Here is a 13,394-nt window from a genome sequence, read left to right as displayed (position 1 = left end):
ACGTCCTCGAACGTGTCCAGAAGCTCCTTGAGGGCCTCGGCGCCCTCGAAGGCGTTCTGCGCCGCCTTCTCGAACATGGCGAAAAATGCTTGCTCGCGGGGAAGGATCCGGAACATGGTACGATCTCCTCGACGAATGTTTGCTTGTTAGGATTGAAGGCGATTCAGCTGAGCGGCAACCCGGAACGAAAGGTGGGGGGAAGGTCGCCGGCGACCTCCTCCGTGCCCCTCGACGCCATCTCCGCGAGCTTTTTCTCCGCGGATGCCACCAGATCCTCGATGATCTCGGCCACAGGCTGGATCTTCCTCGCGAAGGCGACGCTTTGCCCCGCCATGAGCGACCCGCGCTCGACGTCCCCGTCGATCACGGCCCGCCGCAGGGCGCCCACCCAGAACTCCTCGAGCTTCACCTGCCCCTCCTCCTTCGACATCTGCCCGGACTTCACCTTGTTCAGGAGTTCGAGCTGGAGCCGGTTGAAATCCTGCGTCCCCTCGTTCACGATGGCGCGCACCGGGATGGTGGGAAGGGCCGGGTCGAATTGCATGGTGGGCATGGCATCCCGCGCGTGGGCCCGGATGAAGGCCTCCTTGAACCGGGGGTGCGCGATGCACTCCTCGGCGACGACGAACCGGGTCCCGAGCTGCGCGCCGGCCGCACCGAGCGACAGGTACTGGGCGATCATCTCCCCGGTGCCGATCCCGCCGGCCACGAAGACGGGGACTTCCGAGATGTTCAGGAGAAACTCCTGCGCGAGGATGGAGGTCGCTACGGGCCCGATGTGGCCCCCCGCCTCGTTCCCCTCGATGATGAGCGCATCCACTCCCTGCTTGATCATCCGCTTCGCCAGGGACAGAACCGGCGCGAAGCACAGCAACTTCGCCCCCGAGGCCTTGACCTGCTCGATATCCCTCCCCGAGGGGATGCTGCCGGCGAAAATGGCGAAGGATACCTTCTCCCGGACCACGACCTCGATGTGGGACCGGAAGCTCGGCGCCACCGTGATCATGTTGACCCCGAAGGGAAACTCCGTCTTCTCGCGGGTCTTGCGGATCTCCTCCGCCAGCATCTCCGGGGGCATGTTCCCCCCGGCGAGGACACCGAACCCCCCCGCGTTCGAGATCGCGGAGACGAGGTTCGACTCGGACACCCAGGTCATCGCCCCGCACAGGATCGCGTACCGGGTTCCGAGGAAATCCGTCCCTTTTTTCCACGCTTTCGGCAGGTACTTCAACACCATCCGGACTCTCCCGCGACCATTCCGTGAAAGACAATGAACTATACCACGGAGGGGAGGGGATCGGCCAAGAAAAGGAGAGCCGGAACAGGCTTCTCTGCTATAGTATCCCGCGATGGTCCGCCAGTCCGAAATGTACGACGTCACCATCGTCGGAGCCGGTCCGATAGGCCTGTACGCGGCCTACTACGCGGGCCTGCGGGACTGCAAGACGAAGCTTATCGAGATCTACCCGCAGGTGGGGGGCCGTCTGATCTCCATGTATCCCGAAAAGGAGATCTTCGACGTGGCCGGCCACCCGAAGATTCTCGCCCGCGACCTCATCGCCCTGCTCACCGAGCAGGCGATGCAGTACCGCCCGACGGTCGTCCTCGATGAAAGGGTGACCGGCCTGCGAGTGCGCGGCGAGCGGGTGATCGAGCTTTCGACGCCGAAGGGGCGCCACTTCACCCAGACCGCGGTGATCGCCGTCGGCTGCGGGGCGTTCGTCCCCCGGAAACTGGACATCCCGCACCTTATCGATCTGGAGGGACACGGGATCTACTACTACCTCCCCTCCTTCGAGCCGCTCCGCGGGAAAAAGGTCCTCGTCGTGGGGGGGGGGAACAGCGCGGTCGACTGGGCGCTCTCGCTCATCGGGATCGCCGCGGAAGTGACGATCGCCCATCGGATGTACCGATTCCAGGCGCACGAGGCGATGGTCGACCGGCTCTTCTCCTCGAAGGTGAGGGTGATGTTCCCCTATTTCGCCCTGAAGGAGGTCATCGGGGACGACCACGTCACCGGGGCGGTCATCTGGAACGAGCGGAGCGGCAAGGAGGAGCGGATCGAGGCCGACGCGATCATCCTCTCCATCGGAATGCTGACCAACCTCGAGCCGTTCCGGCAATGGGGCCTGAACATCGTGGGCAGCGGAATCGGGGTGGCCACGGACATGTCCACCAACATGCCCGGCATCTACGCGGCAGGGGACATCGTGACGTATCCCGGGAAAATCCTGCTCATCTCCGCGGGCGCGGGGGAGGCCGCCACGGCGGTCAACTCGGCGAAGGAGTACATCGAAGCGGGGGCCCTCGGGAGATAACCCGGCCGCCCGGAACCCCCGTCCTTCCGATCACGCAAGAATCCGCTCCACTTCGGGGACCGCTTCCTTCCCCCGGTTCCGCGTGATTCCCAGATGCATGCGGCGCAGGATGGCATCTTCCGGGGTGCGCGCCCATTCCTCCCGCGCGGCGAGGACCGCCTGGGCGGCGATGTCGGGCGAATGGGGGGAAAGGGTTCGCCTTCCGGCGGGGGTCTCCTTCGCGATTTCCAGCACCCGCGCCGCCCGCCGGCCGTACAGCGACACCAGGTGCGCGCACAGGTCCGCCGGCGCCCCATACATCCCGGCGAGAGCCCTCGTAAACGCCTCGGCCCCTTCCTTCCCCCCGCCGATCTCCCCGGGGAAGGGGACCTGCCGGGAAGGGCACGGGACCCTGCGCCCGAGCGCCGCGCACGCGGCGTCCACGGCGTCCTCCGCCATCTTCCGGAAGGTCGTCATCTTCCCCCCCGCAACGGTCAGGAACCGCCCGCCGGGCCCCTCCCGGAAGACGCCGTGCTTTCTCGGGACGCGGGATTCCTCCGTCTCCCTCCCCCGCAGCAGGGGCCGGACACCCGCGTAGGAGAAGAGCGGGGCGGACCGGAACGGAGAGGAAGCGGGGAAGACCTCCTCCGCGCTTTCCCGAAGGTAGGCGACGTCCTCGCCGGTGGGTTCCGCGGCGTCCGGGTCCCCCGAAAACGCCGTGTCGGTCGTCCCGACGAGGAGGCTTCCGGAAAAGGGAAGGATGTAGAACATCCGGTCGTCCTTCGGCGAGGAGGTGAAAAGGGCGTGCGGCGAGGCGCCGGGAAGAACGAGGTGCGTTCCCTTGGTGGGATACAGGATCGCGCCGTCCAGGCCGAAAAGCCGCCGCGTGCGGTCCGCCCAGGGCCCGGTCGCGTTGACCACGGCGGCGGCCGCCACCTCCTCCCGGGCGCCGGAGAGCCGGTCGCGCAGGCGGAGGCGGAAGACCCCTTCCGCGTGGCCGACCCCCTCGACCTCCGCATGGTTGCGGACCCGTGCCCCGCTCCCGGCCGCGGAAAGCAGGTTCTCGATCACCAGTCGCTCGGGGACGATCAGCTGGTAATCGTAATACAGGGCTCCCCCGGCCAGCCCCTCCTTCCGGATGCCCGGGACCCGCCGCGCAACCTCGCCTGCGGGAAGCGTCCCGTACCGAGGGGTCTCTTTCCTGCGCGCGAGAAGGTCGTACAGCCGCATTCCGAGCCATACGGTTCCCCTCCCCCGCCGGCCGCCGCGGTATACCGGGATCAGGATCGGGAGGGGGCGCAATAGATGGGGAAGGCGGGAAAAGAGCCAGTCCCTCTCCCGGAGGGATTCGACCACGAGTCCGAAGTGATACCCCTCGAGGTACCGCAAGCCCCCGTGGATCAGCCGGGAGGTCTTCGAGGTCGTCCCGGAGGAGAAATCCCCCTTCTCGAAGAGAGCCACGGTGAGCCCGCGCAGGGACGCGTCCCGGGCCACCGCGGCGCCCGTGATCCCGCCCCCGATGACCGCAAGGTCGACCGGGCGCTCATTCCCCCCCACGAAACCGCTCCCGCCATGCGGCGCGCAGTTCCTCCGCCCGGTTCGAGAAGACGCCGTCCGCCCCCCCCTCGACGAGCCGGAAGAAATCGTCCTCGTCGTCCACGGTGTACGGGAGAAGAGGCAACCCCGCCTCCCGCACCTGCCGGATGCGGAGCACCGTCAGCTTGCGGTAATCGGGGTGGATCGACGAGAGGGAGTGCCTCCGGCAAAAATCGATGTCGGACATCGAGGGGCGACCGGTCACGAGCCCGCAGGGGATCCCGGGCCGGGCCTCCCGGGCGGCCAGGCACTCTTCCCGAAGCCCGGAGGAGAACAGGACCTCCCCCCCGTACCGCATTTCGTCCATCACCCGGAGCGCGGCGTGGATCCCCCCCGTCGTCTTCGCCTCGATATTGACCGGGACGGCAGCCCGTATCCGGTCGAGGACGTCGGCGAGGAACGGGAGCGGCTCCCCGTTCCGGAGCCGGACTTTCTTGAGCCGCGCCGCGTCCCAACGGGCCACCGCCAGGTTCTCCCTCGCGGTCCGTCCCGTCCGGGCGTCGTGGATGACCACCGGTTCCCCGTCCGCCGAAAGCCGCACGTCGAACTCGATCATGTCGGCGCGGTCGGCCAGGGAAAGCGAGAACGCCTCGAGAGAATTCTCCAGGGCGCGCCGGGAGGCTCCCCGGTGCGCGATGACGATCGGGGGAAAAGTTCCCCGGGAAAGGTTCCTCATGCCTTAACGATATCCCACCCCGAAATCCGGGGAAACCGTCTATAATTCTTTCTCATGATCCGCGTCATCTACAACCCGGTGGCCGGCCCGAGGATGGTCCGCAAGATCGACCGTGTCCGGGAGATCCTTTCGGCGGGGAAAATCCCGTTCGAAATCCGCGAGACGGCCGGGCCCGGGGACGCCGTCATCCTGGCAAGGGAAGCCGCCCATGTCGGAATGGACGCGGCCGTCGCCGTCGGGGGGGACGGCACCGTGAACGAGGTCGTCAACGGGCTTGCCGGAACGGCGACCCGGCTCCTGGTGGTCCCCCACGGCACGGGGAACGTGTTCGCCGCGGAGGTGGGGCTCCCCGGGTCCGTGGAGGGATGCCTCTCCCTGTTGTCCGCGGGCAAGACGATCGCGGTGCGGCTCGCAATAGCCGAGGAGAGGCACTTTCTGCTTTTGGCCTCCGCGGGGTTCGACGCCGAGGTGCTGGCGCGGATGGGCGCCCGGGGAAAGCACTACCTCGGCATCGGGGCGTATTTCCTGGCGGGGGCAGTGCATCTCCTCCGGGAGCAGCCGAGCCTCTGGATGGAAATGCCGGGAAAGGAGCGGGTGGAGGCGCAGGCCGTCATCATCTGCCGGGGAAAAAAGTACGGAGGCGGGGTGATCATGGCGCCTTCCGGGAACCTCGAGGGGGACACGCTCCAGGTGGTGGCCCTTCGCAAACTCGGGCGATGGCCGATCCTCAAGTTCACCTGGAACGTCCTCCGGGGAAAACATGCCGGATCCCCGGACGTCCTGATCCAAGAGACGCCGTCGGTTTTCGTCCGCTCCCGGATCCCCTCCGCCGCCCAGGTGGACGGGGATTATCTCGGGCCGCTTCCCGTCCGGTTCACGATGACGGACGCCGTCGTCAGGATCGTCGTGCCGGTCGCCTACGCCAAGGAGAAACCGGCGTCCGGCTCGCCGGGATAAGAGAGGAACGGGTTCCCTCTCCTCCCTGCGGACAGCCGGCCAACCTGCGTGCCGCGGCCGCATCCCGGCTCCCCCACCCCTTTCCGCAACCATATATAATGGGTCCCGAAAGATTGCGCAGGAGGACGCAGTGGGACGATCCATCCTCATCGTGGAAGACGAGAAGGAGATCCGGGATCTGCTCGCCCACTACCTCCGCAGGGAAGGATTTTCGCCGACGGTGGCTCCCGACGGGGAGACCGGGTGGGAGAAGGCGAGAACGGAGAAGCCGGAACTGATCCTTCTCGACATTTTGCTCCCGGGGATGGACGGGCTGGAACTGCTCCGGAAGATCCGGACCGCCCCCGCGACCTCCCGGATCCCCGTCGTGATGCTGACCGCCAAGGGGGATGAGACGGACAGGATCGTCGGGTTGGAACTGGGCGCCGACGATTACATTCCGAAGCCGTTCAGCCCCCGGGAGGTCGTCGCCCGAATCAAGGCCGTCATCCGGCGCGCGGTTCCCGCTCCCGAGGAGGCGGAAAAAGAGGAGTACGTCTTCGGCGACTTGCGGATGGACGTCCCCCGCCACGAGGTCCTCCTCCGCGGCAAACCCGTCCCCCTCACACCGAAGGAGTTCCGCATCCTCCAGACCCTGCTCTCCTCCGCCGGGCGCGTTCTCTCCCGGGAGACGATCCTTGCGAGGGTCTGGGGAGAAGGAACCCACGTCACCGACCGCACGGTGGATGTCCACATCGCGAAGATCCGCCAGAAGATCCCGTTTCTGGTCGACGCCATCCGGACGGTGAAGGACGTGGGTTACCAAATCCCGGAAAGATGACCGATGCCGCGCCGGGTTTCCATCGCCATGAAATTCTTTCTCACGTACTTCGTGATCACCGGGACCGCCCTCGCGTTCGCCGGGGTCGCCGGGTACCTCCAGTTCAAGAGATACGCCATCGAGGAGGTGGACCAGAGTCTCGTGAATCAGGCCCGCCTCGCGTCGGAGATGTTCCGCCCGCTCCTGGAGGCTCCGGTTGTCGACCGGGATACGATCGCGGCCGAGGGAGACCGCATCGGGAAGGACATCCACACGCGCCTGACGATCGTGTTACCCGGCGGGGAGGTGGTCGCGGACTCCGCCATGGGGGCGGCCAATGTCCCCTCCATGGAGAACCACGCCAACCATAGGGAGGTGCGCGCCGCGCTGTCCGGGGAAACCGGATTCTCCGCCCGGCGAAGCATCACCGTCGGAAACGACGAGAGGTACTGCGCCGTCCCGATCCATTCCGGAACGCGGATCGTCGGGGTCGCCCGGACCTCCATCCCGGCCACCCTGTTCAACCGTCGGCTCGACCGGGTCCGGGCGATCACCTGGGGGACGGGGCTTGCGGCCTTTCTCCTGATGCTGGCCGGCACAGCCATCCGCGCCCGGCACGTCACCGGCCCCCTCGAAGAGATCCGGAAAGCCGCCGGGGAGTTTTCCGCCGGAAACCGTTCCCGACGCCTGCGCCTGCAAACAGGCGACGAGCTGGAAGACGTCGCCGCGGCTCTCAACCAGACCGCCGCCCACCTGGAACGGACCATTGCCCAACTGGACGCGGAGAAGACCCGGCTTGCGACCCTGCTGGAAAACCTGTCGGAGGGGGTGATCGTCGTCGCGGACGGGCGGACGGTGCGCATGATCAACCACGAGGCTGCCCGTTTCCTGGGGATCCCCATCCCCCCGCGGGAAGGACAGCCGTACGCCGAGACGATCCGGAACCCGGACATCCTCCGATTCATCGACGCCTGGAAAAGCGGTCGGGAGATCCCCCCGGCGGAGATCACGCTCCACACGGCCGGAGGGGAGGTCACCGTCCTCCTCTCCGGGACTTCCGTGAGGCATTCCCCGGAGAGGGGCACGGACTTCCTGTTCACCCTGCGGGACATCACGGAAGAACGGCGTCTCGTTCAGGTCAAGAGCGACTTCGTCTCGAACGCCTCCCACGAACTGCGGACCCCGCTCACCAATATCCGGGGCTACCTGGAGGCCCTGCAGGATGCGGTGAGGGAAGGGGCGCCTTCCGACCCCGCTTTCCTGGACACCCTCCACTCCAATGTTCTGCGTATGGAGGATCTCGTAAACGACCTCCTGCAGCTTTCCCGCGCGGAATCCGCTCACCTTGCCCTTTCGAGAGAGGAAATCCCCCTTCCCGTCTTCCTCGACCGGGTCGCATCCCTCCACCGGTCCGTCGCGGAGCAACGGGGGAAGTCGTTCCTTGTCGAACCCGGGGAGGACATCACGCTTCGCGCGGACCTTCGGAGCCTCACCCTTGCGGTGTCCAATCTCGTGGACAACGCGATCCGGCACGGCAGGGAGCACGGACGCATCCGGCTGCGCGGAAGCGGCCGGGAGGGCGCGATCCGGATCGAAGTGGAGGACGACGGGCCGGGAATCCCCCGGGAGCATCTCCCGCGCATCTTCGAACGGTTCTACCGTGTCGACAAGGGAAGATCCCGCGAAATCGGGGGTACCGGCCTGGGGCTTTCCATCGCGAAACATATCGTGGAAGCCCACGGCGGGTCGATCCGCGTGGAAAGCCGGATGGGGGAAGGGACGAAATTCCTGATCCGGATCCCCGCGGGGATCCCCGCGCGGGATTCTTAACACAAACTTCACACCCGCCTCATCCGTGCTTGATATAGATTTCTTATCATCCTTCCATGCCGGACAAGGAACGCCCAAGGAGGAAAGGCATGAGGAAAAATCTTTTCGCACTCGGTTTGGCTCTGTTCGGGATGGTGATCGGCTTCGCGGGGACGACCCCGGGGATTGCTGCAGATTCGCTCACCGTGACCGGAGCGGGGGCGACCTTCCCCTACCCCCTGTATTCCAAGTGGTTCTACGAATATTCCAACGCGCACCCCGGCGTGAACTTCAACTACCAGTCGATCGGGTCGGGCGGAGGAATCCGTCAGGTCACCGCGGGGACGGTCGATTTCGGCGCCACCGACGCACCGATGACGGACGAGGAGATGGCCAAGCTTCCCGGGCCGATCCTGCACATCCCCACGGCGATCGGCGCGGTCGCGGTCGTCTACCATCTGGGGGCGGTGGGACCGGGCTTGCGGCTGACCCCGGATGCCCTCGCGGAGATCTTCCTCGGGAAGATCACGAAGTGGAACGATCCGAAGATCGCGTTGCCCAATCCGGGAGCGAAATTGCCCGGGTCGGACATCGTGGTGGCCCACCGGTCGGACGGCTCGGGAACGACCGACATCTTCACCAATTACCTCGCCACCGTCAGCGCCGAGTGGAAGGAGAAGGTCGGCCGGGGGAAATCGGTCCGGTGGCCCGTCGGCCTGGGGGGCAAGGGGAACGAAGGCGTGGCCGGCGCGGTCAAGCAGACCCCCGGCGCCATCGGCTACGTGGAGCTTGCCTACGCGACGCAGAACAAGATGGCGATGGCGGCCTTGCGGAACCGGGAAGGGAACTTCGTCCTTCCCTCCCTCGAGGCGACGTCGGAAGCCGCGGCCGGCGCGGCCAAGACGATGCCCGCCGACTTCCGTGTCTCCCTGGTGGACGCACCGGGCAAGGACGCCTATCCGATCTGCGGCCTGACCTGGATCCTCCTGTACAAGGACCAGAAGGACGAAGCGAAGGGAAAGGCCCTCGTCACGTTCCTGAAGTGGGCTATGAGCGACGGGCAGAAGATGAACGCTCCCCTTCTCTACGCACCGATCCCCAAGCCGGTCGTCGAGAAAGTGGATGCCACGTTGAAACAGATCCAGTACAAGGGCAAGAGTCTCTACTAAATCGTTCTTCCGCAGGGGAACCACGGGAAACGGGAAGGGAGGGGCGTGCCTTCCCTTCTTTTTCTGCAACAAGAGGGTAGGCAAGACGACCGCATCGACCGGAAGAATGAAACTCCGCGGAAACATAAAGGACTATTTATTCGAGAAGACGACCGCTCTCTTCGCGCTGGGAGTCCTCACCCTGACCCTCCTCCTGTTCGGGCTCCTGGTTCGTGAGTCGCTTCCCGCGATCCGGAAGATCGGTGCCTCCTTCGCCACGAACACGACCTGGGATCCGGTTCTCGAGGAATTCGGGGCGCTCCCGTTTCTCTACGGCACCGTGGTCTCCTCGTTCCTCGCGATCCTCATCGCCCTGCCCCTCGGGGTGGGGGCCGCGATCTTCATCAACGAATTCGCGCCGGAATGGCTCAAGACCCCGATCTCCTTCCTGGCCGAGCTCCTGGCGGCCATCCCGAGCGTCATCTACGGCCTGTGGGGGATCTTCGTCCTCGTACCGATTCTGCGTGACTATTTCATGAAGCCGGCCTCGCGCGTCCTGGGGTGGATCCCCCTTTTCCAGGGGCCCGTCTACGGCCCGAGCATGCTCGCCGCTGGGGTCCTTCTCTCGATCATGATCCTCCCGTTTATCCTGTCGGTGAGCCGGGAGGTCCTGGCCACCGTCCCCCGGGTGCAGAAGGAGGCGGTCCTCTCTCTGGGCGGAACCCATTGGGAGATGATCCGGATCGTCATCGGGCAGCACTGCATCCCGGGGATCTTCGGGGCGACGATCCTCGGACTGGGAAGGGCCCTGGGGGAGACGATGGCGGTCACCATGGTGATCGGCAACCGGCCGGACATCGTCTTGTCCCTCTTCCAGCCGGGCTACTCGATGGCTGCGGTGATCGCCAACGAATTCACGGAGGCGACCGGCGACCTCTATCTTTCGGCCCTGGTCGAAATCGGCCTCGTGCTCTTCCTCCTGACGATCGTCGTCAACTTCGCGGCGAAGTTGATCCTGAAGCGCTTCACCCCGGCAGAGTCGAAGAGGACCGGAAGATGAAATCGGTCGCCTACCGGCGCAAGGCCACCGACAGGATCATGAAAGCGCTGTTCCTCCTGAGCGCGTTCCTCGTGATCCTCCCCCTCTTCCTGATCTTCTCCGACCTGCTCTGGAAGGGGGCGAAGGAGCTGAAATGGTCCCTGTTGACCGATCTTCCCCGGCCCGTCGGGGAGCCCGGGGGGGGGATCGCGAACGGAATCCTGGGAACCCTCACGGTCGCGGGGCTGGCAATGGCCGGAGGAATCCCCCTCGCGGTTCTGTCGGGCATCTATCTCGCCGAATACGGCAAGGGGGCGTTCGCCTCCGTCGTCCGCTTCGCGGTCGACCTGCTGGCCGGCGTCCCCTCGATCATCATGGGGATCTTCGGCTACGTCCTCTGGGTCCTCCCGATGAAGCGGTTCTCGGCCTTGGCCGGCGCCAGCGCGCTCGCGATGATCTTCCTCCCGATCGTGGTCCGCACCACCGAGGAGATGCTGAAAACCGTCCCGGTGCCGGTGCGCGAGGCGGCCCTGGCGCTCGGGATCGAGCGCTGGAAGACGACGCTCTTCATCACGGTGCGCACGGCATCGGCCGGGATCGTTACGGGGATCCTGCTCGCGATGGCGCGGATCGTCGGGGAGACCGCCCCCCTGCTGTTCACGGCGCTGGGGAACCAGTTCTGGCAGACGGGACTCGACCAGCCGATCGCGGCGGTCCCCCTCCAGGTGTTCACCTATGCGATTTCCCCGTATGATGATTGGCACGACAAGGCGTGGGCCGGGGCGGTCGTCCTCATCCTGCTGGTCCTCGTCTTAAGCATCGGGGCGAGGCTTCTCGTCCGGACACGAAGATAGCCGGGGATGGAGGCGATGGAGAACGCGATCGAAGTGAAAACCCTGTCCGCCTGGTTCGGCGATCACCAGGTGCTGAAGGACATCACCATGGGGATCCGGCGCAACTCGGTCACCTCCGTCATGGGTCCGTCGGGCTGCGGGAAAAGCACCTTCATCCGCTGTCTGAACCGGATGCACGAGCTCACCCCCGGCTTCCGCACGGCCGGAGAGGTCCTGTTCGACGGCAGGAACGTCCTCTCCGAGGAGGTCGATCCGGTTCTTCTCCGAAGGAAGGTCGGGATGGTCTTCCAGCAGCCGAACCCGTTCCCCCGCATGTCGGTGTACGACAACGTGGCCGTGGGGCTCCGGCTCAACGGAAGAAGAAAATCCCGCGGAGAAATCGCCGACGTGGTGGAGAAATCCCTGCGCATGGCGGCGCTGTGGGAGGAGGTCAAGGACCATCTGGACCAGATGGGGTCCTCGCTGTCCGGCGGGCAGCAGCAGCGGCTGTGCATCGCGCGCGCGCTGGCGGTCGAGCCGGAGGTGCTGCTGATGGACGAGCCGTGTTCCGCCCTTGACCCGGTCTCCACGTCGAAGATCGAGGACCTGATCGAGGACTTGAGCGAGAAGTACACGATCGTCGTCGTAACCCACAACATGCAGCAGGCGGCCCGGATCTCGGATTCCGTCGCCTTCTTCCTCCTGGGCGAGCTGATCGAGATGGACAAGAGCGCGAAAATGTTTACGAATCCCTCGGACAAGCGAACCGAGGAATACATCACCGGCCGGTTCGGATAAGCGGCCGGTCGGGGAGAGCGATGAAGAGGCACTTTTCGCAAGAGTTGACCAACATCCGGGAGGCGGTGCTGCGGATGGGGGGGCTGGTCGAGCACATGACGCACCTGTCCGTCCAGGCGCTGGCCGACCGCAAGACCGAGCTTTTTGCGGAGGTCCGGGCGATGGAAACCCAGGTGAACCAACTCCACATCGACATCGACGAGGCCTGCCTCGAGTTCCTCGCGCGCCGGCAGCCCGCGGCGACGGACCTGCGGTTCATCACGGCCGCGATGAAGATCAACACGGACATGGAGCGGATCGGGGACCAGGCGATCAACATCGTCGAGCGCGCGGAGTCGCTCCTCGCGGTCCCGCTGCTCAAACCGCTCATCGACATCCCGCGGATGGCGGAGATCGCCGAGGAGATGCTGAAGGCCGCCCTCGACGCGTTCGTCGGCGGCGACGCCGACCTCGCCTACCAGAACATCCTCAAGGACGACGCCGTCGACCAACTCAAGGACCAGGTGTTACGGGAGCTTCTGACCTACATGATCTCCGACCCGAAGACCATCCCGAGGGCGATGGACCTGATCCTCGTCTCCCGGCACCTCGAGCGGGTGGCCGACCACGCGACGAACATCTGCGAAGACGTCATCTTCATGGTGAAGGGAAAGGACGTGCGGCACCAGGGGCGGCTGGCGTGAGACGGGAAGGCCGACGGAAAAGGGCCTGGCAAAGGCATCCCTCACCGCGGCCATCTGCGAGGGGACCGGTTTCGTCCCCGGTTCCGGACCGTCCCGAATCCGCTTTCTTTATCCCGTCCGCCCGATTCCGTCGGCTTTCCGCTCGCCGGAACCCGTACCCTTCCCTAAGAACAGGGACGTTCCTAAGAACTCTTCCTCCCCTGCGGCAGGCGCCGCATCTGCGCGCCCCGTTACGAGTACGCCCGGGACCGGCTTCGCGGCCTCGGAGGGGGCTCCGTTCGTGGCTCGCCGTGCGGTGAGCCTGCGCGGCTGCGCTCCGGCCTCCAGGGGTCCGTTGCCAAAGAGGCCGTGCACCGAGAGGGTCGATGCGCCGCTTCCGGCGAGGCGCCCGACCGAAGCGTACCCGCTGCGGTACGGTGAGGGGGGGCAACGAAGCCGAAGCGGATGCAGCGGCCCTCGAATGCCGGGATCTGAGGGAATGGACCCCTGGAGGCCGGTCTCACTCCGCCCTCCTCCTTCGGCCTGCTCCGCCCATGGCGCACCCCGTTGCGAGGACGCTTCTGACCGCGGCATCCTCCGCCCGGGGACCCGGATCGCAGCGGGGGGTTCCGCGGACTAGGCGGGGACACTCCTCAGCATACGACTCGAAATAGGAATGTCCCCGGAGTGTCCCCGCCCACGTGAATTTCGGTTTTCCTTTTCCGGCTCCACGCATTACTATGTACCTTTCCCGACGCAAATTCACCCACGGAGGACTTT

The 13,394-nt window shown here is 65.8% G+C and carries 12 protein-coding genes; 9 read left to right on the top strand and 3 right to left on the bottom strand.

Annotated features, from left to right (window positions below; genetic code table 11):
* Nucleotides 1–163 precede the first annotated feature (163 nt).
* Nucleotides 164–1,237, bottom strand: coding sequence for a nitronate monooxygenase family protein (locus VJ307_07025; protein ID HJX73893.1), 1,074 nt, complete (start codon nucleotides 1,235–1,237; stop codon nucleotides 164–166).
* 112 nt (nucleotides 1,238–1,349) lie between these two features.
* On the opposite strand from VJ307_07025, the gene VJ307_07020 reads away from it, so the two are divergent.
* On the top strand, nucleotides 1,350–2,318 hold the full coding sequence (locus VJ307_07020) for an NAD(P)/FAD-dependent oxidoreductase (GenBank protein HJX73892.1): 969 nt from the start codon (nucleotides 1,350–1,352) through the stop codon (nucleotides 2,316–2,318).
* 30 nt (nucleotides 2,319–2,348) lie between these two features.
* Here the strand turns inward: VJ307_07020 and VJ307_07015 are convergent, their stop codons facing one another.
* Together VJ307_07015 and VJ307_07010 are read right to left on the bottom strand one after the other, a co-directional pair.
* Nucleotides 2,349–3,854 (bottom strand): glycerol-3-phosphate dehydrogenase/oxidase, encoded by a 1,506-nt coding sequence (locus tag VJ307_07015; GenBank protein HJX73891.1) that lies wholly within the window; start codon nucleotides 3,852–3,854, stop codon nucleotides 2,349–2,351.
* On the bottom strand, nucleotides 3,841–4,569 hold the full coding sequence (locus VJ307_07010; protein ID HJX73890.1) for a glycerophosphodiester phosphodiesterase: 729 nt from the start codon (nucleotides 4,567–4,569) through the stop codon (nucleotides 3,841–3,843). The genes VJ307_07015 and VJ307_07010 overlap by 14 nt, the downstream gene beginning before the upstream one ends.
* 54 nt (nucleotides 4,570–4,623) lie before the next feature.
* Between VJ307_07010 and VJ307_07005 the strand changes: the two genes are divergently transcribed.
* The 8 genes from VJ307_07005 to phoU all read left to right on the top strand — a co-directional run bounded on the left by VJ307_07005 (nucleotide 4,624) and on the right by phoU (nucleotide 12,635).
* Entirely contained in the window at nucleotides 4,624–5,526 is a 903-nt protein-coding gene (locus VJ307_07005) for a diacylglycerol kinase family protein (GenBank protein ID HJX73889.1), read from the top strand.
* Between the two features lie 130 nt (nucleotides 5,527–5,656).
* Nucleotides 5,657–6,346: a response regulator transcription factor gene (locus tag VJ307_07000; protein ID HJX73888.1), complete on the top strand. Its 690-nt coding sequence runs from the start codon at nucleotides 5,657–5,659 to the stop codon at nucleotides 6,344–6,346.
* Between the two features lie 3 nt (nucleotides 6,347–6,349).
* A complete protein-coding gene (locus VJ307_06995) occupies nucleotides 6,350–8,155 on the top strand; it encodes an ATP-binding protein (protein HJX73887.1) in 1,806 nt (601 codons plus the stop codon).
* 89 nt (nucleotides 8,156–8,244) lie between these two features.
* Complete coding sequence (gene pstS / locus VJ307_06990) at nucleotides 8,245–9,303, top strand: phosphate ABC transporter substrate-binding protein PstS (GenBank protein ID HJX73886.1); 1,059 nt, start codon at nucleotides 8,245–8,247, stop codon at nucleotides 9,301–9,303.
* Nucleotides 9,304–9,409: 106 nt separating this feature from the next.
* Nucleotides 9,410–10,342 (top strand): phosphate ABC transporter permease subunit PstC, encoded by a 933-nt coding sequence (gene pstC / locus VJ307_06985; GenBank protein ID HJX73885.1) that lies wholly within the window; start codon nucleotides 9,410–9,412, stop codon nucleotides 10,340–10,342.
* Entirely contained in the window at nucleotides 10,339–11,175 is an 837-nt protein-coding gene (pstA, locus tag VJ307_06980) for a phosphate ABC transporter permease PstA (protein HJX73884.1), read from the top strand. Before pstC ends, pstA begins: the two co-directional genes overlap by 4 nt.
* Before the next feature lie 15 nt (nucleotides 11,176–11,190).
* Entirely contained in the window at nucleotides 11,191–11,952 is a 762-nt protein-coding gene (gene pstB / locus VJ307_06975) for a phosphate ABC transporter ATP-binding protein PstB (protein HJX73883.1), read from the top strand.
* Nucleotides 11,953–11,972: 20 nt separating this feature from the next.
* Nucleotides 11,973–12,635 carry a phosphate signaling complex protein PhoU gene (gene phoU / locus VJ307_06970; GenBank protein ID HJX73882.1) on the top strand — a complete coding sequence of 221 codons (663 nt, stop codon included), beginning with the start codon at nucleotides 11,973–11,975 and terminating at the stop codon, nucleotides 12,633–12,635.
* The last annotated feature ends 759 nt before the right edge of the window (nucleotides 12,636–13,394 follow it).

Source organism: Candidatus Deferrimicrobiaceae bacterium, assembly GCA_035256765.1.
In the GTDB taxonomy this organism is placed as follows: domain Bacteria; phylum Desulfobacterota; class Deferrimicrobia; order Deferrimicrobiales; family Deferrimicrobiaceae; genus CSP1-8.
Note: the sequence above shows the minus strand (reverse complement) of the source record. Positions and strands in the feature narration are given on the sequence as shown.

Bases quoted from the DNA above. Each gene is read 5' to 3' on its own strand.
- pstC (HJX73885.1), top strand. From the start codon at position 9,410: ATGAAACTCCGCGGAAACATAAAGGACTATTTATTCGAGAAGACGACC.
- phoU (HJX73882.1), top strand. From the start codon at position 11,973: ATGAAGAGGCACTTTTCGCAAGAGTTGACCAACATCCGGGAGGCGGTG.
- pstS (HJX73886.1), top strand. From the start codon at position 8,245: ATGAGGAAAAATCTTTTCGCACTCGGTTTGGCTCTGTTCGGGATGGTG.
- VJ307_07020 (HJX73892.1), top strand. From the start codon at position 1,350: ATGGTCCGCCAGTCCGAAATGTACGACGTCACCATCGTCGGAGCCGGT.
- VJ307_07025 (HJX73893.1), bottom strand. From the start codon at position 1,237: ATGGTGTTGAAGTACCTGCCGAAAGCGTGGAAAAAAGGGACGGATTTC.
- pstA (HJX73884.1), top strand. From the start codon at position 10,339: ATGAAATCGGTCGCCTACCGGCGCAAGGCCACCGACAGGATCATGAAA.
- VJ307_06995 (HJX73887.1), top strand. From the start codon at position 6,350: ATGCCGCGCCGGGTTTCCATCGCCATGAAATTCTTTCTCACGTACTTC.
- VJ307_07010 (HJX73890.1), bottom strand. From the start codon at position 4,569: ATGAGGAACCTTTCCCGGGGAACTTTTCCCCCGATCGTCATCGCGCAC.
- VJ307_07005 (HJX73889.1), top strand. From the start codon at position 4,624: ATGATCCGCGTCATCTACAACCCGGTGGCCGGCCCGAGGATGGTCCGC.
- pstB (HJX73883.1), top strand. From the start codon at position 11,191: ATGGAGAACGCGATCGAAGTGAAAACCCTGTCCGCCTGGTTCGGCGAT.